The sequence below is a fragment of the Streptomyces roseofulvus genome, from assembly GCF_039534915.1.
Lineage (GTDB): Bacteria > Actinomycetota > Actinomycetes > Streptomycetales > Streptomycetaceae > Streptomyces > Streptomyces roseofulvus.
Window position 1 is genome coordinate 3609582 of record NZ_BAAAWE010000001.1, and the last position, 26443, is coordinate 3636024.

Below are 26443 nucleotides of genomic sequence, written 5' to 3' on the forward strand. Positions count from 1 at the left end.
GCGGGCGAGGCGACGGGACGAGGTGGGACGTGGCGCGCGGTGGAGCGGGGCGGGGCCGGGGGGACGGTCTGACGGCGAGGCTCCGCCGGGACCCGTTCGCCGTGCAGACGGTACGGTCCACGGCCGCGGCCACCCTCAGCTACGTCGTCGCCCTCCGGCTCAGCAGCGAACCGGTCCCCCTCACGGCGCCCCTCACCGCCCTCCTGGTCGTCCAGGTCACGCTCTACTCCACCCTCACCACCAGCCTGCGGCGGGTGAACTCCGTCGTCGTCGGCGTCCTCATCGCCATCGCGTTCAGCGCCGTCGTCGGCCTCTCCTGGTGGAGCCTCGCCCTGGTGATCCTGGCGTCGCTGCTCGTCGGCCGGCTCGTCCGCGTCGAGGAGTTCATCCCCGAGGTCGCCATCAGCGCCATGCTCGTCCTCGGCGTCACCCAGGTCTCCGACACCGCCTGGGACCGGGTCCTGGAGACCCTCATCGGCGCCGTCGTCGGCATGCTCTTCAACCTGTTCCTCGCCCCGCCCGTCTGGGTCGACACCGCCGGCGAGTCCATCGAGGACCTCGCCCGGCGCATGCGGCTGCTGCTCCTCGACGTGGCGGACGAGTTCACCGGCGCGCCGCCCGTCGAGCGGGCCGCCGCCCGGCTCCACGAGGCCCGCCGCCTCGACAACGACGTCGCCGACGTCGACGCGGCCCTGCGCACCGCCGAGGACAGCCTGCGGTTCAACCCGCGCGTCAAGGAGGGCCTGCTCCACCGGGTGGTGCTCCGCACCGGCCTCGACACCCTGGAGATCAGCGCCGTCGTCCTGCGGGTCCTCGCCCGCACCCTCACCGACCTGGCGAAACACCGCGCCGGACAGGCCCTGCTGCCGGACCGGGCCGCGCTCGCCGTCCGGGAGACCGCCCAGTACACCGCCGACTCCCTCGTCAGCTTCGCCGTCCTCGTCACCGCCCGCGGCAGCGAGGCGGCCGAGGCTGCGGAGAGCCGGCTGGCGGGCGAGCTGCGGGCGGCCAGGGCCTGCCGGGACGACGCCGCCGACCGGCTCCTCGCCCTCGCGCTCGCCGACCCCGGCGCCTGGCAGCTGCACGGGGCGCTGCTCGCCGAGCTCGACCGGATCCTCGACGAGCTCGACCCCGAGCACCGGGGCCGCAGGCTGATGGAGGAGCTGGACCGGCAGGCCGCCGAGCGCCGGGCGCGACGCGCCCGCCTCACCCGCCGTGACCGCCTCCTCCCCCTGCGGTCGCGCGCCCGCCGCTGACGGGGAGCGGGGGGGCGGGGGGCAGCTCAGGGCCAGTGGGTCAGGGGGCAGGGGTCAGGGGTCAGGGTCAGGGGACCCATTTCGGCCAGGGCGCCTCGTCCCGGGCGTACAGCTCCCGCAGCTCGTTCCAGCGGCCGGTGGTCCACTGCCGCCAGTCGGTGGGGCGGCCGTCCAGCGCGTCCCGCAGCCGCTCGAAGTGGTCGTGCCAGCCGGCCAGGCAGTCGAGCAGCAGCTCCCGGTCGCCGCGCATCTCGTTGGTGAAACGCAGCACGGTCGACGCCCCGCCGGCGGCCGGTTCCAGATGGAACCGGATCCGTCCGTGCGGGGCGCCGACCGTGTACTCGGCGACGTGGTCCGGGTCCCAGGCGGTGACCCGCCCGGAGACCTCCGTGTCGCCGTTCAGCCAGCGGAGCGTGACCCTCCCGCCGAGCCTCGGCTCCAGCGGGTCGGCCGCGCACAACCACGACGGCAGTCCCTCCGGCGAGGCGATCCGCTCCCAGACCTCCTCCTGCCGGTGCGGCAGCTCGATCGTGTACCGCAGCAGGTGCGTGTCGCCGTCGTGGGCCTCGCTCCTGCCCCGGGGTATCTCGCTCATACCTCCAGCGTGGCCCCCGGAGGGGGGCCCTGCCAGCTCAGACGCCGGCGTAGGAGTGCTTGCTGCTGACGAAGATGTTCACGCCGTAGTAGTTGAAGAGGAAGCAGCCGAAGGCGATGAGCGCGATGTACGCGGCCTTCCGCCCCTTCCAGCCGGCCGTGGCACGCGCGTGCAGGTAGGCGGCGTACCCGACCCACGTGATGAAGGACCAGACCTCCTTGGCGTCCCAGCCCCAGTAGCGGCCCCACGCGTCGCCGGCCCAGATGGCGCCCGCGATGATCGTGAAGGTCCACAGCGGGAAGATCGCCGCGTTGACGCGGTAGGCGAACTTGTCGAGGGTGGCGGCGGCGGGCAGCCGCTCCAGGACGGAGCGGGCGAAGGCGCCGGGCTGTCCGCCGTTCGCGAGCTTGTTCTCGTACGAGTCGCGGAAGAGGTACAGCAGGGTGGCGACGGCGCCCAGGTAGAGCACGGCGCCGCAGAAGATCGCGGTGGAGACGTGGATCCACAGCCAGTACGAGTCGAGGGCGGGCACCAGCTGGTCGCTCTCGGTGTACAGCAGGGTGGTCGCCACGCCCAGGTCGAGCAGGACCGTGGTGACCAGCGGAAGGCCGATCCAGCGGACGTTCTTCCCGGCGAGCAGGAAGGCCAGGTACACGCCGACCGCCACCGTGGAGAAGGTGGTGGAGAACTCGTACATGTTGCCCCAGGGGGCGCGCTGCACGGAGATCGCGCGCATGACCACGCCGGCCGCCTCCAGGGCGAAGGCGAGGACGGTCAGCGAGACGGCGATCCGGCCGTAGAGGTCGCCCTTGACGGTGCCGCCGGCGGCGCCGGGGCCGTCGGGGACGTCGCGGGTGCCGGCGGCGGAACGGGTGACGACCTTCGGCCGCTCCAGGACGGCGGTGCCGCCGGCCTTCTTGACCTGGACGGTCACCTTCGCCGCCGCGGTGTCCTGCTGCGTCAGCGCGGCGGCGGTGCGGCCGACCTTGCTGCGGCTGCCGAAGACCCACTCGGCGATGTGGGCCAGGAAGGCCAGGGTGTAGACGGCCATCGAGGAGTAGACGAGCGTGTTGCTCATCTGCGCCAGGCTCTCGTTGGTCTCGGCGGCGAGGATCACTTCTCGGCCCCTTCTGATGCGTCTGCCACGGCTTCGGCAGGTTCCGGTTCGGCAGGTTCCGACTCGGCGGTGTCCGGGTCGACGGATTCCGGTGCGGTGGGTTCGGGCGCCGGGGGCGCCTGGTCGGTGAGCGCGACCGCGAGATCGGCGAGCTCCTCGGGCAGCCTGGCGGACTCGCTTCGGCCGAGGCCCGCCATCTCGACGACGGTCGTGCCGTCCTCGCCGCGGACGGCGCGGACCCAGATCCGGCGCCGCTGGATGAAGAGCGAGCCGGTGAGTCCGGCGATCGCGGCGACCGCGCCGGCGAGGGCGAGGCCGTTGCCCGGCTGCTGCGAGACCTGGAAGGACGCCCACTCCTTGATGTCCTTCTCGAAGGTGATCGAGCCGGCGCCGTCGGGCAGCGTCATCGTCTCGCCGGGCACCAGCCGCTTGGCTACGCCGGTGCCCTCGTCGAGCGTGAACTGGGTCATCTTGGCGGTGTCGAGCTGGTACACGTTCTGCGGCAGGCCGGAGTCGACGCCGAGGCTGCCGTGGTAGCCGGTGAGGGCCATCACGGGGAAGTCGAGCGCGGGGAACTGGGAGAACATGCTGCCCTGTCCGGCGCCCGCGAAGGTCGGCACGAAGAACGCCTTGAAGCCGAGCTGCTCCTTCTCGCCCTTCTTGTTCCGGTAGCCGTCCATCACCTTGACCGCGCCGGTGGAGGTGATGTTGTTGTCGATCGGCAGCAGCGGGACGGCGCCGTGGAAGACGGTCTTGCCCTGGCCGTCCTTGACGGTGACGACGGGGGCGTAGCCGTGGGCGATCAGGTAGACCTTGGAGTCGCCGATCTCCAGCGGCTCGTTGACCCGGATGACCGCCTTCTTGTCCTTGCCGTCGGCCTCGGTGTAGCTGACGGCCGCCTCGAAGGTGCGGGGGGTGCCGCGCTGCGGGCCGCTCTTCTCGTACGTACCGGTGAAGCTGTCCAGGGTGAAGCTGAACGGTTCCAGCTCGTCGACGCCGAACTGGGAGCCGGACTTGAAGTCGTCGTACTGGGTGAGCGTGTTGGAGAAGCCGTCGCCCTCGACGACCAGCTTGCCGCCCTCGGACTTGAAGAGCTGGCCCCAGGCGAAGGCGACCAGCATCACGATGAGCGCGAGGTGGAAGAGCAGGTTGCCGGCCTCGCGCAGGTAGCCCTTCTCGGCGGCGACCGCGTCCCCGGTCGCGCGGGCGCGGAAGCGGCGGCCCTTGAGGACGGCGAGGGCGGCCGCGCGGACCTCCTCCGGGTCGGCCTCGGTGCGCCAGGTCGTGTACGCGGGGAGGCGGGTGAGCCGCTTGGGGGCGCCCGGCGGCAGGCCGCGGAGCTGGCCGACGAACTGCCAGGTGCGCGGGACGATGCAGCCGATGAGGGAGACGAAGAGCAGGATGTAGATCGCGGAGAACCACACCGAGCTGTAGACGTCGAAGAGCTGGAGCTTCTCGTAGACCGGGGTGAGGGTCTCGTGCGCCTTCTTGAAGTCGGCGACCTTCAGCTCGTCCGCGCTGGTCTGCGGGATGAGGGAGCCGGGGACGGCGCCGAGGGAGAGCAGGAAGAGCAGGATCAGCGCCACCCGCATGGAGGTGAGCTGGCGCCAGAACCAGCGGATCCAGCCGACGACCCCGAGGGTGGGGCCGCCCACGGTCTCCTCCCGGGGCGCGGTGGAGAGGTCCGCTCCCGCGGCCTCGTCACCGGCCCCGCGGTGCGCGTCCGCGGTGTCCGTCGTGTCGGTCGTGTCGGTCTTGCTCATCAGATTCCCACCGTGAAACCGCTGGACCAGCTCTGCATCGTGGAGACCATGCTGTCCCAGACGCCTGTGAGGAGGAGGACACCGGTGACGATCATCATGCCGCCGCCGATCCTCATCACCCACACGTAGTGCTTCTTGACCCAGCCGAAGGCGCCGAGCGCCTTGCGGAAGGCGATGGCGGCGAGGACGAAGGGGACGCCGAGGCCGAGGCAGTACGCGAGGGCCAGCAGGGCTCCGCGTCCGGCGCTGGCCTGTTCGAGGGCGAGCGCGTTGACCGAGGCGAGCGTCGGGCCGATGCACGGGGTCCAGCCGATGCCGAAGAGCGCACCGAGGACGGGCGCGCCGAGGAGGCCGGCGACGGGCTTCTTGTGGAAGCGGAACTCGCGCTGGGTGAACCAGGGCATCAGGCCGGCGAAGAAGAGCCCCATGAGGATCATGAAGACGCCGAGGATCGTGCCGAGCGTCTCGCTGTACTCCTGCAGCGTGGCGCCGAAGTAGCCGAAGAGGGCGCCGCCGGAGACGAAGACGGCGGTGAAGCCGGCGACGAAGAGGAGGGCCCCGGCGGTCATCCGGCCGCGGCGGCTGTCGGCGAGGTCGGTGCCGGAGACGCCGGTGACGTACGACAGGTAGCCGGGGACGAGCGGGAGCACGCAGGGGGAGAAGAAGGAGACCAGGCCGGCCAGGAGGGCGACGGGGACGGCGAGGAGGAGGGCTCCGCTGGTGACGGTCTCGTTCACCGGCTGTCACTTCTCCTTGAGGAGCGGGTCGATCATGGACCGCAGCTTGGTCTCGTCGATGGCCATGAGCGAGCGGGCGGCGATCTTGCCCTCCTTGTCGAGGATGACGGTGGAGGGGATGCCCTGGAGGCTGAGGGTGCCCTTGGGGAAGCCGAAGAGGATGAGCTTGCCCTTGGGGTCGTAGAGGCTCGGGTACGGGACCTTGTAGTCGGCCTCGAAGGCGAGCGCCTGCTGCTTGTTGGCGTCGCGGGTGTTGAGGCCGACGAAGGCGACGTCCTCGCCCTTCAGGTCGTCGGCGGCCTTGGCGAAGTGCGGGGCCTCGGCGCGGCAGGGGCCGCACCAGGAGCCCCAGGCGTTGAGGACGACGACCTTGCCCTTGAGGTCGGCGACGTCGAGCTTCTCGCCGTCCAGCGTCTCGCCGGCGATCGTGTTGATGCCGACGCGCTCGCCCTTGGGGACGGTGGAGATGCCGCCCTTGCTGGTGACGTAGTTGGTTCCCCCGCCGCCGCTGGTGCCGTTGCCGTCGCCGCCGCAGGCGGAGAGCGCGAGGGCGGCGGACAGCACGCCGACGGCGGCGAGGGCGCGTCGGGGGGCACGGTGAAGGCCACGGCTAAGGCTCATGTGAAAAGTTTCGCATGGGCGTTTGGGGGATCTTGGGCACCCCCCTACGTGCCCGGAACGCCCCTTGTCAAGATCGGCTAAGCGGCCTTGAGGTAGGTGCTCCAGCCGCCGGCCGGCTTCTGGCCGACGTCGAGGCCGCGGAGCCGGTCGAGGATACGGGGGTCCTGGACGTCCATCCAGTCGGTGAACTGGCGGAAGGAGACCAGCCGGACGTCCTTCTTCCCGGCCATCGCCTTGAGCGCGTCCTCGACGGCGTCCATGTAGATGCCGCCGTTCCACTGCTCGAAGTGGTTGCCGACGAAGAAGGGGGCGCGGTTCGTCTCGTACGCGCGCGTGAAGCCGCCGATCAGCGCGTCGGTGGCCTGCTTGCGCCAGCCGGGATAGCGGGAGGGCATGCCCTTGGTCGAGTTCTTCGACTGGTTGGCGAGCATGTTGTAGTCCATGGACAGGACCTCGAAGGAGTGCCCGGGGAAGGGCACGGCCTGGAGCGGGAAGTCCCAGATGCCCTTGCGCTTGACGGGCCAGGTCTGGCGGCCGCCGGGCGAGCTGGCGTCGTAGCGCCAGCCGAGGCGCTTGGCGGTGGGCAGCAGGTTGTCCTGGCCGAGGAGGCAGGGGGTGCGGCCGCCGACGAGCTCCTTGGAGTAGTCGAAGGGCAGCGGGTCGAGGTCGGTCCAGCCGCTGTTGGTCTTCCACTCGGTGACGAACTTCGTCGCCTGGTCGATCTCGTTCTGCCACTGGGCGGGGGTCCAGTTCCCGACGGAGCCGGAGCCGCCGCAGAAGTGCCCGTTGAAGTGGGTGCCGATCTCGTGCCCGTCGAGCCATGCCTCGCGGACGTACTTCAGGGTGTCCTTGATGTGCGCGTCGGTGAGGTAGCCGATGTCGGAGGCGCCGACGGGGTTGTTCGGCGGGCGGTAGAGGTTCTTCTTCGACTCGGGCAGCAGGTAGATGCCGGAGAGGAAGAAGGTCATGGCCGCGTCGTGGTTGCGGGCCAGTTCGAGGAAGCGGGGGAAGAGGCCGTTGCCGACCTCGCCGGCGCCGTCCCAGGAGAAGACCACGAACTGCGGCGGGGTCTGGCCCGGTTCGAGCGGGACGGGGGTGTCGGGCTGGTGCGGCTGCTTGCCGGTGTCCGCGGTGGAACCGTCGCCGATGAGCCGGACGTCGTCCTTGGTCGGGGCGGGGGTGGTGGGGTCGCCTCCGGCCGAGGGGGCGCCTCCCTTGTCCGGTCCGGAACTGCCCGTACCGCCCTGTCCCTTGTCGCTGCAGCCGGCGATCCCGAGCGCCGCCGCCGCTCCGACACCCGCCCCGAGAAGGCCCCTTCGACTGATCCCGCGCATGTCATCCCCATTCGCGCTGTTGTATGACCCGAAACATCATCCAAACCGACAATGAGTGAGATGCAGGGAGGAACACGGAGGTTCCGGTCATTCGCACAAAAATTTCAGGGCGGTCGGAGAGGAACCTCTCTCCGACCGCCCTGACGATGTCCCGTCAAGCGCTTCCTGTCCAGTGGCGCGGTTGACGGGCGGCGGACGACGACGGGCCCGGGCCGAGGGGGCCGGGGGCCGGGCGGCCGGGCGGCCGGGCGGCCGGGCGGCCGGGCGGCCGGGCGGCCGGGGGGGACTACGCCCCGAACGCCTTCTGCTTGCCCTTCACCGGCTTGGCACCGGCCCGCAGGTGCACCGGCACCAGGTCGATCGCCGGCTCGCTGTACCCGACCGAGACGATCCGGTCGCCCTTGTACGTGAACGAGGTCAGCGAGGCCAGCGTGCACTGCCGGCGCCGGGGGTCGTGCCAGAGCCGGCGCCGCTCCACGAAGGACCGGACGATCCAGATCGGCAGCTGGTGGCTGACCAGCACCGCCTCGTGGCCGCGCGCCGCGTCCTTCGCCGCGTCCAGCGCGCCCATCATCCGCACGACCTGCTCGATGTACGGCTCGCCCCAGGACGGCTGGAACGGGTTGGTGAGGTGCTTCCAGTTCGCCGGCCGACGCAGCGCCCCGTCGCCGACGCCGAAGGTCTTGCCCTCGAAGACGTTCGCCGCCTCGATCAGCCGCGGGTCGGTGGCCAGGTCGAGCCCGTGCGACTTGGCGATCGGCGTGGCCGTCTCCTGCGCCCGCTCCAGCGGGGAGGAGACGACGTACGTGATGTCCCGCTCGGCCAGCGACTCGGCCACCCGGTCCGCCATCTGGCGGCCCAGCTCGGACAGGTGGTAGCCGGGACGGCGCCCGTACAGCACGCCGTCCGGGTTGTGCACCTCGCCGTGGCGCATCAGGTGCACGACCGTGATGTCCTCGGGGTTCTTCGTGCCGTCGCTCATGCCGTGGCCTCCGCGGCGGCACGGGCGGCGGCGGGCAGCGCGGCGGCGACGCGCTCGACCGCGCGCTCGTCGTGGGCGGCCGAGACGAACCACGACTCGAAGGCCGACGGCGGCAGGTAGACGCCGTCCGCGAGCATCGAGTGGAAGAAGGCGTTGAAGCGGAACGCCTCCTGCGTCTTCGCCTCGTCGTAGTTCCGCACCTCGTCGGCGGTGAAGAAGACCGAGAACATGTTGGACGCGGTCTGCAGCCGGTGCGCCACGCCCTCCTTCGTCAGGGCGTCCGTGACGAGCCCCTGGATCTCCTTCGAGACCGCGTTCACCTTCGCGTACGCGGCGTCGTCCAGCAGCCGCAGCTGCGCGAGCCCGGCGGCGGTGGCGATCGGGTTACCGGAGAGGGTGCCCGCCTGGTAGACCGGGCCGGCCGGGGCGAGGTGGCCCATGACGTCGGCGCGGCCGCCGAACGCCGCGGCCGGGAAGCCGCCGCCCATGACCTTGCCGAAGGTCAGCAGGTCGGGCTTGACGCCGTCCACGCCGTACCAGCCGGCGCGGCTCGTCCGGAAGCCGGTCATGACCTCGTCGGAGATGTACAGCGCGCCGTTCTCCCGGCACAGGTCCGCGAGCCCCTGGTTGAATCCCGGCAGCGGCGGGACGACGCCCATGTTGCCCGGCGACGCCTCGGTGATGACACAGGCGATCTCGCCCGGGTGCGCGGCGAACGCGGCCCGCACGGCCTCCAGGTCGTTGTACGGCAGCACGATCGTGTCGCCGGCCTGAGCGCCGGTCACACCGGGCGTGTCGGGCAGGCCGAGGGTGGCGACACCGGAGCCGGCGGCGGCGAGCAGCGCGTCCACGTGTCCGTGGTAGCAGCCGGCGAACTTGACGACCTTCGCGCGCCCCGTGAACCCGCGGGCGAGCCGGATCGCCGACATCGTCGCCTCGGTGCCGGAGGAGACCAGGCGCACCTGCTCGACCGGCTCGACGCGGGCCACGATCTCCTCGGCGAGCGCCACCTCGCCCTCGCCGGGCGTGCCGAAGGAGGTGCCGCGGGCCACCGCGGCCTGCACGGCGGCGGTCACCTCGGGGTGCGCGTGGCCGAGAATCATCGGTCCCCACGAGCAGACGAGGTCGACGTACTCGCGACCGTCCGCATCCGTGAGGTACGGACCGGTGCCGGACACCATGAACCGGGGCGTACCGCCCACAGCCCGGAAGGCCCGCACCGGTGAGTTCACGCCGCCGGGCGTCACAAGGGACGCGCGGTCGAAAAGCGTCTGTGAGACTGGGGCTTCGTATGAATACGACACAGTGATCCTGACCTGCGAGTACGACGTCTGGTACGGAGGGACGGTGTGGGCACCCTGTGCGTCACGCCGGGGCGGCCTGCCTCCGCGTCTGCGAAACTGTGGCGGCAGGGACCTCATGGGGTTGGCTCACGCGATCCATGGTGTCAGAGGCCGCGGCGTTTCTTGCGGACAGGTGTTTCACCGCAGGAACGCGGGGGAGGTCACTGACACGATGATCGGGTTGCGCGGCGGGGTCGTGTTGCCGAGAAAAAGCAGTCGGGTGGAGATATGCATCGCGGTGGCGGACCGGGCGAGGGGACGGACGACCTGGGTCCGGAGCCTGTCCGGCGGGGGAGGCACCGGCGCCGGCGGGCGGAGGACCCGGCGCCGGCCGAGCGCGTGTCCCCGGACCAGCCCGCGGCGGACCCGCCGCTCGGAGGCCGCAGCTTGGCGGTGACGTACAAGTACTTCGGCGCGCCCGACGGCGCCACGGCCGCCCGCGTCCCGATCTCGATGCGCCCGGAGGAGCTCGGCGGCGACGAGCTGGGCATGGGCGGCATGTTCTCCAAGATCAAGCCCGAGACGATAGCGGCGATGGTCCTCACCGGCATCCAGGGGCTGCCGCTGCACAAGGTCCCGCCGCTGGAGCTGGTCGTCCTGCACCCCGACTACGCCGTGGTGAAGCTCCCCACGACCGTGGTCGACCCGCTGCGCGCGATCGGCGAGGAGTCGGTCGGCGCGGCCGCCTTCATCTGGTCCACCGTCCCCGACCGCGGCGGCCCGCGCGACGCCTTCGACGTCTACCAGCTCCTCCACGAGTGGCAGGACTTCTCCGTCCGCCTCCACGAGGCCGGCCACCAGCCGTACTGCCTGGTCTGGCCCTGACGCCGGCCCGGCCCGGACGGCCGGCTCTCCCGGACGGCCGGCTCTCCCGGACGGCCGGCTCTCCCGGACGGCTGGCTCTCCCGCGTTTCCGACCGTCATAGCGCATGAAATTAGGACGAATCGGATGTAATGCACGGAGGTTGGTTCACAGCGGAGCCGTACGAGGAGGACCTGTCGTGACCGGAGTGACTGGTACCACTGGAGCGCGGACGGCCGCGGCCCGCATGCCCGGGGCCCGCGCCGCCGCCGGCGAACCCATGCAGATCTCCGAGGTCGCCGCCCGCACCGAGCTCCCCCTGCGCACCATCCGCCAGTACGAGGACTGCGGACTGGTCGTCCCCTCGGCGTCCTCCCCGGGCGGCTTCCCGCTCTACACGGACGCCGACGTGGCCCGGCTGATGGTGATCCGCCGCATGCAGCCGCTCGGCTTCGGCCTCGACGAGACCCGCGAACTCCTCACCTCGGTCGACCGCCTCGCCGCCGACCTCCCCGGCACGGACGGCGCACTCGAACCGGCCGAACGCGACGCCCTGGTCGCCCGCGTCCGCCGCTACGAGGAGGCGGCGACCGCCCGCGTCGCGGACCTCCGCGCCCAGCTCACCCGAGCCGAGGAGTTCGCCGCCTCCCTGCGCTCCCGCCTGCCGCACTGACCGACGGGCCGCCCGCTAGGAGGCGAGGCCGGCCGCCAGCGCGTGGAAGAAGCGGGCGTACGCCGCCGGGCTCGGCGGCAGCTCCGGGTTCCACGGCACCAGCCGCGCCCCCGCCGGCAGCCGCTCCGGCCCCTCGGGCCGGCTCGCGTGGGCCCTGTCGTCGTACAGCACCAGCGCGGGGGCGAGTTCCAGGGCCCGCTCCCACCCGGTGGTCAGCCAGCTCGCGCCCGGCCCCGGCCCCGGGTCGAGCAGCCGGACCCCGAGACCGGCCAGCCGCGCCAGCTCCGGCCAGGCCCCCGGACGGGCCAGGTGCACCTGCCCGTCACCGGCCCCGGAGAGCGCGAGCACCCCGAACCCGGCCCCCGCCGCCACGGCGGCCGCCCGTACCGCCGCCTCCGCCTCCGCCGGCACCCCGCCGTCCGGCCCGGGACCGGGAGCCCCGAGCGCCGCCCCCAGCTCCCCGAAGCGCCCGATGATCGCCGGCAGGCTCAGCTCGTTGCCCACCGACAGCGCCGCCAGCGGCACCCCCAGCCGCCCGGCCACCTCCTCGTCCACGGCGTACGGGCTCTTCCCGTCGTACGTGACGTCCACCAGCACCTCCGGGCGCAGCTCCCGCAGCCGCTCCGCGTCCAGCGCCCGCCCCGGCCCCAGATAGGGCACCCCGGCCGCCGCCAGCCCGCCGTCCTTCGCCGGGTCCGGCTCCGGCCCGTCGTGCGCGGAGCCGTACACCGCGACCGGCGTCACCCCCAGATCCAGCAGGGCCGCCCCGGCCCGCACGTAGGCGACCACCCGCGCCGGCCTGTCCGGCGCCCCCAGCTCCAGCCCCCTGTCGTCCGTGAATCCCCATCCGTGCGCACCCGATCCGGACATGTGGCTGCTCCCTCCCCGGCCCGAAATTCCGCCTCCGCCGCCACCTTCGAACGGTTCTCCGTCCGGCACAAGAGGGCCTCCCGCCCCCGCCGCCCACCCCCTCCGCCCGCCCTCGCCCTCCGGGACTTTGGTCCCGTACCCCCCTGCCGAAAGTCCCCCAGGGTGGTGTTAACTGAACGGGTCGGGAGGAAGCAGTAGGAATCGTCTGCGCCGCCGTGCCCGCACGCCGCCTGCCGGTGCGTGCGCCGCGCGCCGGCCCTCGCGCCCTGGAGTGAACGCCATGTCCGTGCCCGACCAGTTCTCCGACCCCCGTGTCCTGACCCTCTTCGCGGTGCTCGCCGTCGCGACGGGCGTGTGGCTGGCGACGGGCCTGCGCGCCCGCACCCGCCGGATCCGCTCCGTGACCCCGATGGAGCGCGTCTGGCACCCGCAGGAGTCGGTGCCGCTGACGCCGGCGGAGGAGCGCGCCTTCGGCCAGGTCGTCTCCCGCCTCTCCCTGACCTCCACCGGCCGCCTGCGCTGACGGCCGGCTACGGGCGGTCCGCGGAGGAACCGCCCCGGACCGCCCCGGGCGCGGGGGCGCCGACGTGGGCATGGGCGTCAGGCCGCCGGACGGACCCGCGGGTCGCGGCCCGTCGTCGCGAGCAGCCGCTCGAAGACGCTCGCCCCGGCCGGCAGCTCGACGGGGTCCCCGAACACGTTCATCTTCCGGGCCATCGGCGCCATCCCCTCCACCTCGTCCATCAGTCCCGCCACCACCTCCGGATGGGGCTCGAACTCCCGCCCGGTCGCCCGCGCCAGGTCCCAGGCGTGCACGGTGAGGTCGAGCAGCGCCATCGACCCCACCGTCCTGGCGGGCAGCCCCATCGCCCCCGAGGTCCCCTCCTCGGCCCCCGGCGCCGCCCACGCCTCGACCAGCCTCCCGGTCTCCGCCGCGAAGCTCTCCCGCCAGTCCGGCTCCGCGAGCCGGTCCGGGGTCGCGGAGAAGTCGGCCTCCCTCTTGGCCGCCAGCGCCTGGAACTGCACGACGACCGCGAACAGGTGGTTCAGCAGATCGCGCACGTCGTACTCCGCGCAGGGCGTGGGCGCGCCGAGCGCGGAGTCGTCCGTGGCCGCGACCAGCGGGACGGCCCGCTCGGCGGCGGCGCGGAGAAGATCGCCGAGGGGGGCCTCGCCCCTCCCGGCCCTCTCACTGTTCTCGAAGGCAAGGTTCGTGTCGTCGTACGTCATGGACCCGACGCTAGGAAGAATCCCCGGCCGGATCTTGAAGAAACGCGCCACGACCCCGACCCGCCCCGGATCCCGACCCCTAGGAGCCGCTCCGGCCAAAGGTCGTCCGGCTGCCCGGGAGAGGCCCGGACGCCTAGGATCGGGGCCATGCCCGACCCCGCCCCGCGCCGGGACACCCGGGGCATCCTCGCCCCCGCCGACCTGCTCTCCCGGGTGCGTTTCCGCCGCCGGCTCCCCGCGCCGGAGCTGCGCCCCTACCTGGAGCACTACTGGCTGATCGACTGGGCGCTCCCGGAGCCGTACACGACCCGTGTCGTCCCTCATCCGTCGGTGAACGCCGTCTTCCAGCGGTACGGCCCGCTCGGCGCCGGGGCCGGGGCCGCCCGCTCGACGGCCGAGGTCTCGGGGATCGGGCCCGGGCTCTTCACGAAGCGGCTCGAAGGGGAGGGCCGGGTCCGCGGGGTGCAGTTCCGGCCCGGCGGCTTCCGTCCGTTCGCCCCGGCCTGGCCGGTCTCGGCCTGGACGGGCCGCCGGGTCCCGCTGCGCGAGGCGTTCCCGGACACGGACGGAGCCGCCGGTGACGCCGCGGTCTCCGCCGTCCTCTCCCCCGACGACGACCACGCGGTCGTGGCGGCGCTCGACGCCTTCCTCCTCGCGCACGGCCCCGCCCCGGACCCCGCCGCCGTCCAGGCGATGGAGCTGGTGGAACTGGTCCGCGCCGACCGCACGGTCCTGCGGGTGGGCCGGCTCGCGCGGCTGTCGGGGCTCTCGTCCCGCTCCCTCCAGCGCCTCTTCGCCTCCCACGTCGGCGTCGGCCCGAAGTGGGTGATCCTGCGCTACCGCCTCCACGAGGCGCTGGAACGGGCCGAGGCGGGCGCCGCACCCGACTGGGCGGGGCTGGCCGCCGAGCTCGGCTACAGCGACCAGGCCCATCTGGCCCGGGACTTCACCGCCACCCTCGGCCTGTCCCCGACCGCGTACGCCCGGGGACTGTCGGCGCCGTGACGTACGGTCCGCGCATGAGCGAACTGCGCGGGACCACCTCCGTACGCCTCGACGCCTGGTCCGAGAAGGACGCCGGTCTGCTGCGCGCGCTGAACGCGCCGGAGCTGATGGAGCACCTGGGCGGCCCGGAGACCGAGGAGCAGCTGGACCGCCGCCACCGGCGGTACGCGGACCTGTCCGCCGACACGACCGGGAAGGGCCGGATGTTCCGGATCGTGCTGCTGCCCGAGGAGCGGGTCGCGGGCAGCATCGGCTACTGGACGAGCGCGGCGCACGGCGAGCCGGTGTACGAGACGGGCTGGGCGGTCCTGCCGGGCTTCCAGGGCCGCGGCGTCGCGACCCTGGCGACGCGCGCGGTGGTGGCGGAGGCCCGGGCCGCCGGCCTCCACCGCCATCTGCACGCCTTCCCCTCGGTCGCGAACGCCGCGTCGAACGCGGTGTGTCGCAAGGCGGGGTTCGAGCTGCTCGGCGAGGAGGACTTCGAGTACCCGCCGGGTCGTCCGATGCGCTGCAACGACTGGCGGCTCGACCTGTGGGCTACTGCGGGCCGGTGAGCGGCCGGACGAAGTGAAAGGCCGCGATGTCGAATCGTTCCCGCAGGTAGAAACGGTGGGCGCCGGTGCGGTGGGTGCCGGAGTCGAGGTTCAGCTCGTGGCAGCCGGCCGCGCGGGCGTGCTCTTCCAGGTGGGCGATGAGCGCGTGGCCGACGCCGGTGGAGCGGACGTCCGAGGCCGTCACCAGGTCGTCGACGTACAGCTTGCTGAGCGAGCTGGTGTTGAAGACGAGGCGCCAGCCGGCCGCGCCGACGCACCGGCCGTCGTCGCCGTAGGCGGCCGAGAAGCGCAGGCCCTGCGCGTGGCCGCGCGCGTACACGTCCCGGAAGAGGTCCGGGGTGAGGTGCGGTCGCAGTTCGAGGAGGACCGGGAGGAGATCGCTCTCCAGACGGGGGTCGCCGGGCTCGAGGTCGATGATCTTCATGCGGGGACGGTAGCCCAGCCGCGTCCGCGTGCCCACCGGTGGCGGCCCCGCACCGCGCCACGGCCGGAAATCCCTGGCCCGCCGTCACACGCCGATGCGATCCTGTCCCCGTGAACGGACCGGAGATCCAGATCAGTTTCGCCCCCGGCCTGGCCGTCTTCGTCGCCGCCGACCGGCGCACGGGGCGGACCGCCGTGACCACCGACGGGGTGTCCTCGCTGGGCCATGTCGTCGAGTCCCTGGGGGTCCCACTCACCGAGGTCGGCCGGCTCCTGGTCGACGGGCGCCGGGTGCCGCCCGCGCACGTGCCGGCGGCCGGCGAGACCGTCGAGGTCGAGGACGTCACCCGGCCGCAGCCGGTGCCCGGCGCGCCCCTCCGGTTCCTGCTCGACGTGCACCTGGGCACGCTGGCCCGGCGGCTCCGGCTGCTGGGCGTGGACGCCGCGTACGAGAACGAGGACATCGGCGACCCGGCGCTCGCCGCGCTCTCCGCCCGGGAGCGGCGGGTCATGCTCTCCCGCGACCGGGGGCTGCTGCGCCGGCGCGAGCTGTGGGCGGGGGCGTACGTGTACAGCGACCGGCCCGACGACCAGCTCCGCGACGTCCTGGAGCGCTTCGCGCCGCCGCTGGCGCCGTGGACCCGCTGCACCGCCTGCAACGGTCTCCTGACGGACACCGGCAAGGAGGAGGTGCGCGAGCGGCTGGAGCGCGGCACCGAGAAGACGTACGACGTCTTCGCGCGGTGCCAGGAGTGCGAGCGGGTCTACTGGCGGGGCGCGCACCACGCCCGTCTGGAGGCGATCGTCGACGAGGCGGTCCGGGAGTTCGGCGCCGCCGCCCCGTGACACCGCCGCGCCCCGGTCAGGGGCGCTCGGCGGTGAGGTACCGCTGGACGGTCGGCGCCAGCCAGGCCACCAGCTCGTCCCGGCTCATGTCGACGGCCGGCGGCAGGCGGAGCACGTAGCGGGCCAGCGCCATGCCGAGGATCTGTGAGGCGACGAGCGCGGCCCGGGCCGGGGCCTCCTCGGGCCTCGGGCAGACGCCGAGGGCGATCGGCCCGAGCTGCGCCCCGAAGATGGCCTGCATGCGGGCGGCGCCGGCCTCGTTGGTGACGCCGACTCTGAGCAGCCCGGTGAGCACGTCGTCGCGCTCCCAGCGGTCGAGGAAGTGGTTCACCAGGACGGCCCCGACGTGCCGGGAGGGCAGGGCGCCCAGGGCGGGGAGGGCCAGGTCGATCTCGGAGGCGGCGGCGAAGAGCCCCTCCTTGTTCCCGTAGTAGCGCATGACCATCGAGGGGTCGATCCCGGCGTCGCGGGCGATGGCCCGGATCGTGGCGCGCTCGTACCCGTCGGCGGCGAAGCGCTCGCGGGCGGCCTCCAGGATCGCGGCGCGAGTGGCGTCGGAGCGGCGTGCGGTCGTCATGCCCACAACTGTAGGCCAACAGGTGTTGACATTTCGCGCCGAAGGGCCCTAACGTTGCCAACAAGCGTAGGCCAACAAGCGTTGACCGATCGGAGGGCCAGCCATGAGCACCACCGGACACCGCACCCACGAAGCCGGCGAGACCACCGTCGACACCGACGTCATCGTCGTCGGCGCCGGACCCACCGGACTCCTTCTCGCCGGCGACCTCGCCGCCGCCGGCCTCGACGTCACCCTCGTCGAGCGCCGCCCCGCCGGCCGCTCCAACCTCACCCGCGCCTTCGGCGTGCACGCCCGCACCCTCGAACTGCTCGACACCCGCGGCCTCGCCGACGCCCTGGAGGCGACCGGCACCAAGCTCACCCGGATGCGGCTCTTCGGCCGGCTCTCCCTCGACCTCAGCCGGCTCCCCTCCCGCTTCGACCACCTCCTCATCACCCCCCAGTACGAGGTGGAGCGCCTCCTGGAGCAGCGCGCCGCCGACGCGGGCGTCACCTTCCGCCACGAGACCGCCCTGAACGGCCTCCGCCAGGACGCCGACGGCGTCACCGCCGAACTCACCGGCCCCGGCGGCACCCCCCTCACCCTCCGCGCCCGCCACCTCGTCGGCACCGACGGACACCGCAGCACCGTCCGCACCGCCCTCGGCCTGCCCTTCCCCGGCAGCAGCGTCATCCGCTCGATCGTCCTCGCCGACGTCCGCCTCACCGACGAGCCCGCCGGATCCCTCACGGTCAACGGCACCGGCGACAGCTTCACCTTCATCGCCCCCTTCGGCGACGGCTGGTACCGCGTCATGGGCTGGGACCGCACCCGCCAGGTCCCCGACAGCGAGCCCGTCGACCTCGATGAGGTCCGCGCCCTCGCCCGCCGCGCCCTCGGCACCGACCACGGCATGCACGACGCCCGCTGGATCTCCCGCTTCCACAGCGACGAGCGGCAGGTCCCCGCCTACCGCGTCGGCCGGGTCTTCCTCGCGGGCGACGCCGCCCACGTCCACTCCCCCGCCGGCGGGCAGGGCATGAACACCGGCCTCCAGGACGCCGCCAACCTCTCCTGGAAGCTCATCGCCGTCCACCGCGGCGAGGTCCCCGACCCGGAGGCCCTGCTCGACAGCTACCACTCCGAGCGCCACCCGGTCGGCGCCATGGTCCTGCGCAGCAGCGGCGCCCTCGTCCGCCTCGCCATGGCCCACACGCCCGCCACCCGGGCGCTGCGGGCCGTCGCCACCACCGTCCTCGGCGCCGTCCGCCCCGCCTCCGCCAAGGCCATCGGCATGATCAGCGGTCTCGGCATCTCCTACGCCCCCGCCCCGGGCGCCGGGCGCACCTCCGGCCGCCGCGCCCCCGACGTACCGCTCCGCGAGGGCCGACTCCACGAGCTGCTGCGCGCGGGCGAGTTCGTCCTCATCGCCCCCGAGGGGGCCGCCCCGGCGCTGCCGCCCCTCGCCCCGACCACCGCCGCCCGCGTCGTCCGGGCCACCTGGAAGGACCCCGCCCGCCGCACCACGGCCCTCGTCCGCCCGGACGGGTACGTGCTCTGGAGCAGCCGTTGACCGCCCGGAACCGTCAGAACACGTACGGGTCCCCGGTCGCGAGCACCAGCACCCGGTGCCGGTCGTTGAGGGAGTTGCGGTCGACCCCGCCGGCCCGCCAGGCCGTGCTCACGTCCACCGTCAGCTCCTGCGGCCGGCCCACGGCCCTCAGATCCAGCGCCAGCTCACCGGCGGCGCCCCCGTCGGGCAGCGCCCCGGTCCGGCAGGACACCACCCGGGAACTGCTCCACAGACAGCCCGGCGGCAGCTCCTGGCCGCCCGCCATGGGGGCCGAGAAGGCCAGCCGTACGGTGGCGTCCACGACGTCGGACGGGCCGTGGTTCTCCGTCACCAGCCAGACCCCGACCCGTCCGTCCCAGAGGGACACATGACCGTGATGGGCCAGATCCGCCTCCGCCCCGGCCGCCTCACCACCGGCACCGGCGACCGCACCGCCCGCCACACCGCCGACCGCGGCGGCGAACGCACCGCCCGCCGCGCCGTCGTCCACGCCTCCGGCCGCCCCGGCGGCCGTCCCGGCACCCATGACCACCAGCGCCGCGAGCGCGGCCCCGAGCACACCCTGAGAGATCACACGCATGAGCCAAAAATAGCCGGATACCATCCCATATTCTGACAATCCGTCAGCCCGCGTGTCCCCCGCGGCTCCCGCGCCGCCGCCTATCCTGGCCACCACCACGACCGACCACCTGTGCGAGGAGCCTCCGCCATGTCCGCCCCCATCGCCGTCATCACCGGAGCGAGCAGCGGCATCGGCGCCGCCACGGCCCGGCAGCTGGCCGCCGCCGGCTACCGCGTGGTCCTCACCGCCCGGCGCAAGGACCGCATCGAGGCCCTCGCCGCCGAGATCACCGAGGCGGGCCACCAGGCCACCGCCTACGCCCTCGACGTCACCGACCGCGCCGCCGTCGACGAGTTCGCCACCGCCTTCCGCACCCTCGCCGTCCTCGTCAACAACGCCGGCGGCGCCCTCGGCCTCGACCCCGTCGCCACCGCGGACCCCGAGGACTGGCGCCGTATGTACGACGTCAACGTCCTCGGCACCCTCCACATGACCCAGGCCCTGCTGCCCGCGCTCACCGCGAGCGGCGACGGCACCGTCGTCGTCCTCTCCTCCACCGCCGGCCACGCCACCTACGAGGGCGGCGCCGGCTACGTCGCCGCCAAGAACGGCGCCCGCGTCCTCGCCGAGACCCTCCGCCTGGAGATCGTCGGCACCCCGGTCCGCGTCATCGAGATCGCCCCCGGCCTGGTCAAGACCGAGGAGTTCGCCACCACCCGCTTCCGCGGCGACACCGACCGCGCCGCCGCCGTCTACGCCGGCGTGGCCGCACCGCTCACCGCCGACGACGTCGCGGACACCATCACCTGGGCCTGCACCCGCCCCCCGCACGTCAACATCGACCTCCTGGTCGTCCGCCCCCGCGCCCAGGCGTCCAACACCAAGCTCCACCGCGAGCCGTAACGGCGAACAGACGGCGAGGGGCCCCGGTGCGACGCACCGGGGCCCCTGTCGGCGAGACTCCCGCCGGGCACTCAGCCCTTCACGCAGATGACCTGCTTGAGCTTGGCGACGACCTCCACGAGGTCCGTCTGCTGCTCGATCACCTTCTCGATCGGCTTGTACGCGCCCGGGATCTCGTCCACGACCCCGGAGTCCTTGCGGCACTCCACGCCCCGCGTCTGCTCCTCCAGGTCCCGCGTCGAGAAGCGCCGCTTCGCCGCGCTCCGGCTCATCTTCCGGCCCGCGCCGTGCGAGGCCGAGTTGAACGACGCCTCGTTCCCGAGCCCCTTGACGATGTACGACCCCGTGCCCATCGAGCCCGGGATGATCCCGAACTCCCCGGAGCCGGCCCGGATCGCACCCTTACGGGTCACCAGCAGGTCCATGCCGTCGTACCGCTCCTCCGCCACGTAGTTGTGGTGGCAGGAGATCACCGGATCGAAGGTCACCTTCGCCTTCCGGAACTCCCTCCGGACGGTCTCCTGGAACAGCGCCATCATGATCGCGCGGTTGTACTTCGCGTACTCCTGCGCCCAGAAGAGGTCGTGCCGGTACGCCGCCATCTGCGGTGTCTCCGCCACGAAGACCGCCAGGTCACGGTCGATGATCCCCTGGTTGTGCGGCAGCTTCTGCGCCACGCCGATGTGGTGCTCGGCGAGCTCCTTGCCGATGTTCCGGGAGCCCGAGTGCAGCATCAGCCACACCGCGCCGGTCGTGTCGACACACAGCTCCACGAAGTGGTTGCCGGCCCCGAGCGTGCCCATCTGCAGCGCCGCCCGGTCCCGCCGGAACTTCACCGCGTCCGCCACGCCGTCGAACCGCGACCAGAAGTCGTCCCAGCCCGCCGTGGGGAACTGGAACAGCCGCTTCGGGTCGACCTCCTCGCGGTGCATGCCCCGGCCGACCGGGATCGCCTGCTCGATCTTCGACCGGAGGCGGGAGAGATCGGCCGGAAGGTCGTCCGCGGTCAGGGAGGTCTTCACCGCGGACATGCCGCAGCCGATGTCCACGCCGACGGCCGCCGGACAGACCGCGTCCTTCATCGCGATCACCGAGCCGACCGTCGCCCCCTTGCCGTAGTGCACGTCCGGCATGACCGCGAGGCCCTTGATCCACGGCAGCGTCGCCACGTTCCGCAGCTGCTGCATCGCGCCGCCCTCGACCGTGGAAGGATCGGCCCACATCCGGATGGGCACCTGCGCACCCGGTACCTCTACGTACGACATACTTCCTCGATTCCCCCGAAAAGTCCGATAACGCAAAAACCGGAGCCAAAGCCCGTACAGGTGACGGCGGACCGGCATCAACGGCTGCGCGTGCGATAGACATTGTGTCCATCCGCCTTCAGGGGGCGGCAAAGGGTTTTCGGGAAAGACTTCGGGAGAAGGGAGCCTGGGACGGTGCAGCGAAAGAGGTTCTCACCCGGCCGCGCCCCCGCCACCCTCCTCGGCCTCGGCGCCGGTCTCGCCGTCACGCTCGGCGCGCTGACCGGCTGCTCGGCCGCCGACCCCGCCGAGGACGTCGCCCTCGACGCGAAGGCCGGCGCCGCCGCCGCGCCCGTCGCCCCGCCCGGCCGCTACCGCACCCTCTTCGAGCCGTGCGGCGCCGTCCCCCCGGCCACCCTGCGCGAGCTGCTGCCCGGGACCGCGGCCCTGACCGACGCCGAACGCGCCAAGATCCTCCGCGGCACCACCGCCGTCACGTACGACACGGACCGGCGCGTCGGCTGCTCCTGGAACGCGGACACCGAGGACGGCGGCGCCCACCGGCTGGTGCTGGACGTCGAGCGGGTGGTCTCGTACGACCCGACGGTGAGCGACGCCGCCCGGGCCCAGGAGGTCTACACCCGCAAGCAGCTCGCCGCCGGGATCGCCGTACCGACGACCCCCACGCCGGGCCCCACCACCGCCACGCCCACCACCGCCGCTCCGCCGGCGACCGCGTCCACGGCCGTGTCCACGAGCGCGACCACGTCGCCGACCGGCCCCGCCACCACCCCCGCGGGCTCCCCGTCCTCCGGCGCCACGCCCCCCGTCGAGGGCGCCCCCTCCGCGCCGGCGACGACCGGCCTGGAGTCCCGGACGCTGGGCGGACTCGGCGACACCGCGTTCGTGGACGACACCCTCGGGAAGGCCGGCGGGAACGGCCACCAGCGGGTCGTGAGCGTGGTCTTCCGCACATCGAACGTGATCGTGACCGTCGAGTACCGGCAGCGCACGACCGGGGTGGCCGCGGCCCCGGACAGCAAGGAACTGCAGGACAGGGCCCAGAACCTGGCCCGGCTGCTGGCCGACCGGCTGGAGGAGTAGCCGGCCGCCCGCTCTCCCGCGCGACCCCCCGGGCGGCGGGGGGACCACGTAACGTGTCGGCGTACCCAGGGCCGCCAGGGCCGCCGACCGGCGCCGGCCGTACGACAAGCGACTGAAGGAACCATGCAGCGATCAGCTCCGCGACTCACCCGCATTCTCGCCGCCGCAGCCGTCCCGGTGATGCTCGTCGTCGCCGGCTGCTCCTCGGACTCGGGAAGCGGCAGCGGGTCCGGTGACACCGGCGCGGCACAGGGCAAGGCGACCGCGACCGCGTCGGCGACCCCCTCCCCGACGCCGACGGTCGAGCCGGCGAAGTTCGCGAAGCTGCCGCCGGCCTGCAAGGCGATCGCCGCGAAGACGACGGCCTCGCTGGTGCCGAAGGCGAAGAACGAGAAGGGCACGGCGGCGGCCTCCACCGACCTGTCGCACCGCGGCGGCTGCTCCTGGAACGGCCTGGAGGACAAGGGCGTCAAGGGCTCGCAGTACCGCTGGCTCGACGTGTCCTTCTACCGCTACGACTCCGAGGTGTCGCTGGGCAGCGGCCAGGCCCGGGCGCAGGAGAACTTCGCCAAGGAGCTCGGCAAGATCCAGGCCACCACCGGCGCGAAGAAGATGAGCACCACCTCGACGACCGGCGTCGGCGACGAGGCGAAGACGGTGACGTACACCGTGAAGAAGACCGGCGAGGACTTCGTGTACGCCTCGGTCGTGGCGCGTACGGGCAACGTCCTGGTGCTGCTGTCGTACAACGGCGCCGGGTACGCGGGCGCGCCGACGCCGGACGCGAAGAAGATCGTCGCGGGCGCGACGAAGGCGGCGAAGGAAGCGGTCGCCGCGGTCGCCACGGCCAACAAGTAGACCTACCCCCGCAGCCGGGCCGGCCAACCTCCGGCGCCCGCACGGGTAGTGACACAAATCAACACAGACAGGCGTGCCCGAGCGGAGCCCGTCCCTCCCCAGGGGTTCGGGCTTCGCTCATGTGTGCCACCCTGGGGCCCGCGAGACGTCGAATCACGGGAGGGGATCGCGGGTGGCCGCGATGGAGCTGACACGCACACACCGCATACTCATCGGGCTCGTCATCGGCGGCGCGGTGATCATCGCGGGGATCGGTTTCGCGGGCTCGTACGCGGCCGTGCGCGAGCTTGCCGTGCACAAGGGCTTCGGTACGTTCTCGTACTTCTTCCCGATCGGCATCGACGCGGGCATCTGTGTGCTGCTCGCACTGGACCTGCTGCTGACGTGGCTGCGGATCCCGTTCCCGCTGCTCCGGCAGACGGCGTGGATCCTGACGGCGGCGACGATCGCGTTCAACGGCGCGGCGGCGTGGCCCGACCCGCTGGGCGTGGGCATGCACGCGGTCATCCCGGTGCTCTTCGTGGTGGCCGTCGAGGCCGCGCGGCACGCGGTCGGCCGGATCGCGGACATCACCGCCGACAAGCACATGGAGGGCGTGCGGCTGACCCGCTGGCTGCTGTCGCCGGTGCCGACCTTCCGGCTGTGGCGGCGGATGAAGCTGTGGGAGCTGCGCTCGTACGACCAGGTGATCAAGCTGGAGCAGGAGCGGCTGATCTACCAGGCCCGGCTCCAGGCCCGGTTCGGGCGGGGCTGGCGCCGCAAGGCGCCGGTGGAGGCGCTGATGCCGCTGCGGCTCGCCCGGTACGGCGTCCCGCTCGCGGAGACCGCCCCGGCGGGCCTGGCGGCGGCGGGCATCGACCCGGTCCTGCTCCCTCCGCACCCGACCCAGGTCGCGAACCCGCAGCAGCCGGTGGCCATGGTCCCGGCGCCGGCCCAGGCCCTCCAGGAGCTCCCGGCGGCCCAGACCGTCGTGGACCAGCTGCCGCAGCCCGCTCACCAGCCCCAGCAGGTCCAGCAGGTCCAGCAGGTCCAGCAGGTCCAGCAGGTCCAGCAGCAGGCTCAGCAGGCTCCGCAGCCGCAGGAGGTTCAGGAGCCGCAGGAGGCGCCGCAGCCGAACCACGAAAGCCCGTGGTTCGACACCCCGCAGGTCACCCCGGAGGGGTACGGGGGCACGTACACCGCGCAGACGGCGGAGTCGGTCCCGGACGGCCTCCCCGAGGGCATCCCTGAGGGCTTTCTCGACAAGGTCCCCCCGTCGGAGCCCGAGACGCAGGGGCCCGAGCTGTTCGGGGAGCTTCAGCATCCCGACCCGCGGCAGGAGCCCGATCCGCAGACGGACGAGCTCCGGGAGACCGCGTACAAGGTGATGTACGGCTTCGTGCAGGAGTACGGGCGCTTCCCGACGCCGTACGAGCTGGACCAGCTGGTGGCGGTCGCCGCGTACGACGTCCAGCAGCTTCCCGCCCAGCAGTCCGACCTGCTCCAGCGGGTGACCCCCGAGGTCCAGCAGCTCGTCCAGCAGGACATGGCGGCGTACGACCCGTCCTGACGCACCCCGTCCGCCCCACCCCGTCCACACGCCGAAGGGCCGCCCCCCCGTCAGGGGGAGCGGCCCTTCCGCTTGCGTCAGGTCACGCGCCGAGCAGCTTGCGCACCCGGTCCGCGCCGACGGCGAGGAGCAGGGTGGGCAGGCGGGGGCCTGTCTCGCGGCTCACGAGGAGCTTGTAGAGGAGGGCGAAGAAGGCGCGCTGGGCGACCTTCAGCTCCGGGGTGGGCTTGGCCTCGGGGGTGAGACCCGCCATGACCTTCGGGACGCCGTAGACCAGGGTGGTCAGGCCGTCGAGGGACCAGTGGCTGTCGAGGCCCTCCAGGAGGAGGCGGAGCGACTCACGGCCCTCGTCGTCCAGGGAGCCGAGGAGCTCGGTGTCGGGCTCCTCGCGGACGATGGTGCGCTGGTCGGCCGGGACCTGGGTGGTGATCCAGTTCTCGGCGCGGTCGAGGCGCGGCCGGACCTCGTCGAGCGAGGTGACCGGGGACTCCGGGTCCAGGTCCTTGAGGATCCGGAGGGTCTGCTCGTCGTGGCCGGCGGTGATGTCCGCGACCGAGGCGAGGGTGCGGTACGGGAGCGGGCGCGGGGTGCGCGGCAGCTCGCCGGCCGCGGTGCGGGCGGCCCGCGAGTGGGCGGCGGCGTCGGCGGGCAGCACGGTCCCGTCGGCGACCTTGGCCTCCAGCTTGTCCCACTCGTCGTAGAGCCGCTGGATCTCCTGGTCGAAGGCGATCTTGAACGACTGGTTGGGCTTGCGGCGGGCGTAGAGCCAGCGGAGCAGCTGGGGCTCCATGATCTCCAGCGCGTCGGCCGCCGTGGGGACGCCGCCCTTCGAGGAGGACATCTTGGCCATGCCGCTGATGCCGACGAAGGCGTACATGGGGCCGATGGGCTGGACGCCGTCGAAGAGGGTGACGATCTGACCGCCGACCTGGAAGGAGGAGCCGGGCGACGAGTGGTCGACGCCGGAGGGCTCGAAGATGACGCCCTCGTAGGCCCAGCGCATGGGCCAGTCGACCTTCCACACCAGCTTGCCGCGGTTGAACTCGCTGAGCTTGACGGTCTCGGCGAAGCCGCAGGAGGCGCAGGTGTAGGAGAGCTCGGTGGTGTCGTCGTCGTAGGCGGTGACCGTGGTGAGGTCCTTCTCGCACTGCCCGCAGTAGGGCTTGTACGGGAAGTAGCCGGCGCCGCCGCCCGAGCCGTCGTCCTCGGCGGCCGCGCCGGAGCCCTCGGCGGCCTCCAGCTCGGCCTCGTCGACCGGCTTCTGGGACTGCTTCTTGGGGGCCTTCTTCGTCCGGTACTGGTCGAGGATGGCGTCGATGTCACCGCGGCGGCGCATGGCGTGCAGGATCTGCTCGCGGTAGGCGCCGGAGGTGTACTGCTCGGTCTGGCTGATCGGGTCGTACTCGACGCCGAGCTCGGCCAGCGCCTCCACCATGGCGGCCTTGAAGTGCTCGGCCCAGTTCGGGTGGGGCGAGCCGGCGGGGGCGGGGACGGACGTCAGGGGCTTGCCGATGTGCTCGGCCCAGGACTCGTCGATGCCCTCGATGCCGTTGGGCACCTTGCGGTAGCGGTCGTAGTCGTCCCACGAGATGAGGTGGCGGACGGTGTACCCGCGGCGGCGGATCTCGTCGGCGACCAGGTGCGGGGTCATGACCTCGCGCAGGTTGCCCAGGTGGATCGGGCCGGAGGGGGAGAGGCCGGAGGCGACGACGACCGGTTTGCCAGGCGCACGTCGCTCCGACTCGGTGATGACCTCGTCCGCGAAACGGGAGACCCAGTCGGTCTCGGTGCTGCTCTGAGCCACGGTCGGTACGTCCTTCTTTCCAGATCCTTGCGGGAATTCCCTCGGAGCCTTCAAAGCCCTACATCAGTCATTGTCCCAGACGGAACCGGCCGCTCCGAGGTTGTCCACAGGCGGGATTCTCCTCGGGCGCGACTTG

The 26443-nt window shown here is 72.8% G+C and carries 27 protein-coding genes; 12 read left to right on the top strand and 15 right to left on the bottom strand.

What is annotated here, in order from left to right:
- Positions 1-101: 101 nt before the first annotated feature.
- A complete protein-coding gene (locus tag ABFY03_RS16500; RefSeq protein WP_346170226.1) occupies positions 102-1256 on the top strand; it encodes an FUSC family protein in 1155 nt (384 codons plus the stop codon).
- Between the two features lie 67 nt (positions 1257-1323).
- On the opposite strand, the gene ABFY03_RS16505 is transcribed toward ABFY03_RS16500, so the two are convergent.
- The 8 genes from ABFY03_RS16505 to hemL form a co-directional block, all read right to left on the bottom strand.
- Positions 1324-1851, bottom strand: a complete 528-nt coding sequence (locus ABFY03_RS16505) for an SRPBCC domain-containing protein (protein ID WP_319008535.1) — start codon at positions 1849-1851, stop codon at positions 1324-1326.
- Between the two features lie 37 nt (positions 1852-1888).
- Positions 1889-2968, bottom strand: a complete 1080-nt coding sequence (ccsB, locus tag ABFY03_RS16510) for a c-type cytochrome biogenesis protein CcsB (protein ID WP_319008534.1) — start codon at positions 2966-2968, stop codon at positions 1889-1891.
- Positions 2965-4731: a cytochrome c biogenesis protein ResB gene (gene resB / locus ABFY03_RS16515; protein ID WP_319008533.1), complete on the bottom strand. Its 1767-nt coding sequence runs from the start codon at positions 4729-4731 to the stop codon at positions 2965-2967. Before resB ends, ccsB begins: the two co-directional genes overlap by 4 nt.
- Positions 4731-5468, bottom strand: coding sequence for a cytochrome c biogenesis CcdA family protein (locus ABFY03_RS16520; protein ID WP_319008532.1), 738 nt, complete (start codon positions 5466-5468; stop codon positions 4731-4733). The genes resB and ABFY03_RS16520 overlap by 1 nt, the downstream gene beginning before the upstream one ends.
- A gap of 6 nt (positions 5469-5474) precedes the next feature.
- The gene (locus tag ABFY03_RS16525; protein ID WP_319008531.1) at positions 5475-6089 is read right to left on the bottom strand and encodes a TlpA family protein disulfide reductase; all 615 of its coding nucleotides are present in this window, start codon (positions 6087-6089) and stop codon (positions 5475-5477) included.
- 77 nt (positions 6090-6166) lie between these two features.
- The gene (locus ABFY03_RS16530; protein ID WP_319008530.1) at positions 6167-7423 is read right to left on the bottom strand and encodes a polysaccharide deacetylase family protein; all 1257 of its coding nucleotides are present in this window, start codon (positions 7421-7423) and stop codon (positions 6167-6169) included.
- Positions 7424-7709: 286 nt separating this feature from the next.
- The gene (locus ABFY03_RS16535) at positions 7710-8405 is read right to left on the bottom strand and encodes a histidine phosphatase family protein (protein WP_319008529.1); all 696 of its coding nucleotides are present in this window, start codon (positions 8403-8405) and stop codon (positions 7710-7712) included.
- The gene (gene hemL, locus ABFY03_RS16540; RefSeq protein WP_319008528.1) at positions 8402-9709 is read right to left on the bottom strand and encodes a glutamate-1-semialdehyde 2,1-aminomutase; all 1308 of its coding nucleotides are present in this window, start codon (positions 9707-9709) and stop codon (positions 8402-8404) included. Before hemL ends, ABFY03_RS16535 begins: the two co-directional genes overlap by 4 nt.
- A gap of 267 nt (positions 9710-9976) precedes the next feature.
- Between hemL and ABFY03_RS16545 the strand changes: the two genes are divergently transcribed.
- Together ABFY03_RS16545 and ABFY03_RS16550 are read left to right on the top strand one after the other, a co-directional pair.
- Positions 9977-10573: a hypothetical protein gene (locus ABFY03_RS16545; RefSeq protein WP_319008527.1), complete on the top strand. Its 597-nt coding sequence runs from the start codon at positions 9977-9979 to the stop codon at positions 10571-10573.
- A 257-nt stretch (positions 10574-10830) separates the two neighbouring features.
- Positions 10831-11223, top strand: a complete 393-nt coding sequence (locus tag ABFY03_RS16550; protein ID WP_319008628.1) for a MerR family transcriptional regulator — start codon at positions 10831-10833, stop codon at positions 11221-11223.
- Positions 11224-11238: 15 nt separating this feature from the next.
- Here ABFY03_RS16550 and ABFY03_RS16555 read toward each other — a convergent pair whose 3' ends face one another.
- Positions 11239-12093, bottom strand: a complete 855-nt coding sequence (locus ABFY03_RS16555) for a substrate-binding domain-containing protein (RefSeq protein WP_346170227.1) — start codon at positions 12091-12093, stop codon at positions 11239-11241.
- A gap of 280 nt (positions 12094-12373) precedes the next feature.
- Here ABFY03_RS16555 and ABFY03_RS16560 point away from each other — a divergent pair, with 280 nt between their 5' ends.
- Entirely contained in the window at positions 12374-12616 is a 243-nt protein-coding gene (locus ABFY03_RS16560; protein WP_319008525.1) for a hypothetical protein, read from the top strand.
- Between the two features lie 77 nt (positions 12617-12693).
- Here the strand turns inward: ABFY03_RS16560 and ABFY03_RS16565 are convergent, their stop codons facing one another.
- Positions 12694-13323, bottom strand: coding sequence for a TIGR03086 family metal-binding protein (locus ABFY03_RS16565; RefSeq protein ID WP_346170228.1), 630 nt, complete (start codon positions 13321-13323; stop codon positions 12694-12696).
- 147 nt (positions 13324-13470) lie between these two features.
- On the opposite strand from ABFY03_RS16565, the gene ABFY03_RS16570 reads away from it, so the two are divergent.
- Positions 13471-14328, top strand: a complete 858-nt coding sequence (locus ABFY03_RS16570) for a helix-turn-helix domain-containing protein (RefSeq protein WP_319008523.1) — start codon at positions 13471-13473, stop codon at positions 14326-14328.
- 14 nt (positions 14329-14342) lie between these two features.
- On the top strand, positions 14343-14882 hold the full coding sequence (locus ABFY03_RS16575; RefSeq protein WP_346170229.1) for a GNAT family N-acetyltransferase: 540 nt from the start codon (positions 14343-14345) through the stop codon (positions 14880-14882).
- Here ABFY03_RS16575 and ABFY03_RS16580 read toward each other — a convergent pair.
- On the bottom strand, positions 14866-15306 hold the full coding sequence (locus ABFY03_RS16580) for a GNAT family N-acetyltransferase (RefSeq protein WP_319008521.1): 441 nt from the start codon (positions 15304-15306) through the stop codon (positions 14866-14868). The genes ABFY03_RS16575 and ABFY03_RS16580 overlap by 17 nt on opposite strands.
- Before the next feature lie 110 nt (positions 15307-15416).
- On the opposite strand from ABFY03_RS16580, the gene ABFY03_RS16585 reads away from it, so the two are divergent.
- Positions 15417-16151, top strand: coding sequence for a Mut7-C RNAse domain-containing protein (locus tag ABFY03_RS16585; RefSeq protein WP_346170230.1), 735 nt, complete (start codon positions 15417-15419; stop codon positions 16149-16151).
- 16 nt (positions 16152-16167) lie between these two features.
- Here ABFY03_RS16585 and ABFY03_RS16590 read toward each other — a convergent pair whose 3' ends face one another.
- The gene (locus ABFY03_RS16590) at positions 16168-16728 is read right to left on the bottom strand and encodes a TetR/AcrR family transcriptional regulator (RefSeq protein WP_319008519.1); all 561 of its coding nucleotides are present in this window, start codon (positions 16726-16728) and stop codon (positions 16168-16170) included.
- A 103-nt stretch (positions 16729-16831) separates the two neighbouring features.
- Here ABFY03_RS16590 and ABFY03_RS16595 point away from each other — a divergent pair, with 103 nt between their 5' ends.
- A complete protein-coding gene (locus ABFY03_RS16595; RefSeq protein WP_346170231.1) occupies positions 16832-18283 on the top strand; it encodes an FAD-dependent oxidoreductase in 1452 nt (483 codons plus the stop codon).
- Between the two features lie 13 nt (positions 18284-18296).
- Here ABFY03_RS16595 and ABFY03_RS16600 read toward each other — a convergent pair whose 3' ends face one another.
- Complete coding sequence (locus ABFY03_RS16600; RefSeq protein WP_346170232.1) at positions 18297-18863, bottom strand: hypothetical protein; 567 nt, start codon at positions 18861-18863, stop codon at positions 18297-18299.
- A 129-nt stretch (positions 18864-18992) separates the two neighbouring features.
- On the opposite strand from ABFY03_RS16600, the gene ABFY03_RS16605 reads away from it, so the two are divergent.
- Positions 18993-19748, top strand: coding sequence for an SDR family oxidoreductase (locus ABFY03_RS16605; RefSeq protein WP_319008516.1), 756 nt, complete (start codon positions 18993-18995; stop codon positions 19746-19748).
- A 71-nt stretch (positions 19749-19819) separates the two neighbouring features.
- Here the strand turns inward: ABFY03_RS16605 and ABFY03_RS16610 are convergent, their stop codons facing one another.
- On the bottom strand, positions 19820-21013 hold the full coding sequence (locus tag ABFY03_RS16610; RefSeq protein ID WP_346170233.1) for an RtcB family protein: 1194 nt from the start codon (positions 21011-21013) through the stop codon (positions 19820-19822).
- Between the two features lie 174 nt (positions 21014-21187).
- On the opposite strand from ABFY03_RS16610, the gene ABFY03_RS16615 reads away from it, so the two are divergent.
- The 3 genes from ABFY03_RS16615 to ABFY03_RS16625 all read left to right on the top strand — a co-directional run bounded on the left by ABFY03_RS16615 (position 21188) and on the right by ABFY03_RS16625 (position 24503).
- A complete protein-coding gene (locus ABFY03_RS16615; RefSeq protein ID WP_346170234.1) occupies positions 21188-22096 on the top strand; it encodes a DUF3558 domain-containing protein in 909 nt (302 codons plus the stop codon).
- Positions 22097-22219: 123 nt separating this feature from the next.
- Positions 22220-22954 carry a DUF3558 domain-containing protein gene (locus ABFY03_RS16620; RefSeq protein WP_346170235.1) on the top strand — a complete coding sequence of 245 codons (735 nt, stop codon included), beginning with the start codon at positions 22220-22222 and terminating at the stop codon, positions 22952-22954.
- A gap of 172 nt (positions 22955-23126) precedes the next feature.
- The gene (locus tag ABFY03_RS16625) at positions 23127-24503 is read left to right on the top strand and encodes a DUF2637 domain-containing protein (protein ID WP_346170236.1); all 1377 of its coding nucleotides are present in this window, start codon (positions 23127-23129) and stop codon (positions 24501-24503) included.
- Between the two features lie 82 nt (positions 24504-24585).
- Here ABFY03_RS16625 and lysS read toward each other — a convergent pair whose 3' ends face one another.
- Complete coding sequence (gene lysS, locus ABFY03_RS16630) at positions 24586-26307, bottom strand: lysine--tRNA ligase (RefSeq protein ID WP_319008511.1); 1722 nt, start codon at positions 26305-26307, stop codon at positions 24586-24588.
- Positions 26308-26443 lie beyond the last annotated feature (136 nt).

What these genes read in the sequence shown, in the direction of transcription:
- ABFY03_RS16555 (WP_346170227.1), bottom strand. Translation starts at nt 12,093, where the DNA reads ATGTCCGGATCGGGTGCGCACGGATGGGGATTCACGGACGACAGGGGG.
- ABFY03_RS16525 (WP_319008531.1), bottom strand. Translation starts at nt 6,089, where the DNA reads ATGAGCCTTAGCCGTGGCCTTCACCGTGCCCCCCGACGCGCCCTCGCC.
- ABFY03_RS16565 (WP_346170228.1), bottom strand. Translation starts at nt 13,323, where the DNA reads ATGACGTACGACGACACGAACCTTGCCTTCGAGAACAGTGAGAGGGCC.
- ABFY03_RS16595 (WP_346170231.1), top strand. Translation starts at nt 16,832, where the DNA reads ATGAGCACCACCGGACACCGCACCCACGAAGCCGGCGAGACCACCGTC.
- ABFY03_RS16530 (WP_319008530.1), bottom strand. Translation starts at nt 7,423, where the DNA reads ATGCGCGGGATCAGTCGAAGGGGCCTTCTCGGGGCGGGTGTCGGAGCG.
- ABFY03_RS16550 (WP_319008628.1), top strand. Translation starts at nt 10,831, where the DNA reads ATGCAGATCTCCGAGGTCGCCGCCCGCACCGAGCTCCCCCTGCGCACC.
- ABFY03_RS16570 (WP_319008523.1), top strand. Translation starts at nt 13,471, where the DNA reads ATGCCCGACCCCGCCCCGCGCCGGGACACCCGGGGCATCCTCGCCCCC.
- ABFY03_RS16535 (WP_319008529.1), bottom strand. Translation starts at nt 8,405, where the DNA reads ATGAGCGACGGCACGAAGAACCCCGAGGACATCACGGTCGTGCACCTG.
- ABFY03_RS16610 (WP_346170233.1), bottom strand. Translation starts at nt 21,013, where the DNA reads ATGTCGTACGTAGAGGTACCGGGTGCGCAGGTGCCCATCCGGATGTGG.
- ABFY03_RS16545 (WP_319008527.1), top strand. Translation starts at nt 9,977, where the DNA reads ATGCATCGCGGTGGCGGACCGGGCGAGGGGACGGACGACCTGGGTCCG.
- ABFY03_RS16600 (WP_346170232.1), bottom strand. Translation starts at nt 18,863, where the DNA reads ATGCGTGTGATCTCTCAGGGTGTGCTCGGGGCCGCGCTCGCGGCGCTG.
- ABFY03_RS16580 (WP_319008521.1), bottom strand. Translation starts at nt 15,306, where the DNA reads ATGAAGATCATCGACCTCGAGCCCGGCGACCCCCGTCTGGAGAGCGAT.
- ABFY03_RS16560 (WP_319008525.1), top strand. Translation starts at nt 12,374, where the DNA reads ATGTCCGTGCCCGACCAGTTCTCCGACCCCCGTGTCCTGACCCTCTTC.
- ABFY03_RS16605 (WP_319008516.1), top strand. Translation starts at nt 18,993, where the DNA reads ATGTCCGCCCCCATCGCCGTCATCACCGGAGCGAGCAGCGGCATCGGC.
- ABFY03_RS16505 (WP_319008535.1), bottom strand. Translation starts at nt 1,851, where the DNA reads ATGAGCGAGATACCCCGGGGCAGGAGCGAGGCCCACGACGGCGACACG.
- resB (WP_319008533.1), bottom strand. Translation starts at nt 4,731, where the DNA reads ATGAGCAAGACCGACACGACCGACACGACGGACACCGCGGACGCGCAC.
- ABFY03_RS16590 (WP_319008519.1), bottom strand. Translation starts at nt 16,728, where the DNA reads ATGACGACCGCACGCCGCTCCGACGCCACTCGCGCCGCGATCCTGGAG.
- ABFY03_RS16620 (WP_346170235.1), top strand. Translation starts at nt 22,220, where the DNA reads ATGCAGCGATCAGCTCCGCGACTCACCCGCATTCTCGCCGCCGCAGCC.
- ABFY03_RS16575 (WP_346170229.1), top strand. Translation starts at nt 14,343, where the DNA reads ATGAGCGAACTGCGCGGGACCACCTCCGTACGCCTCGACGCCTGGTCC.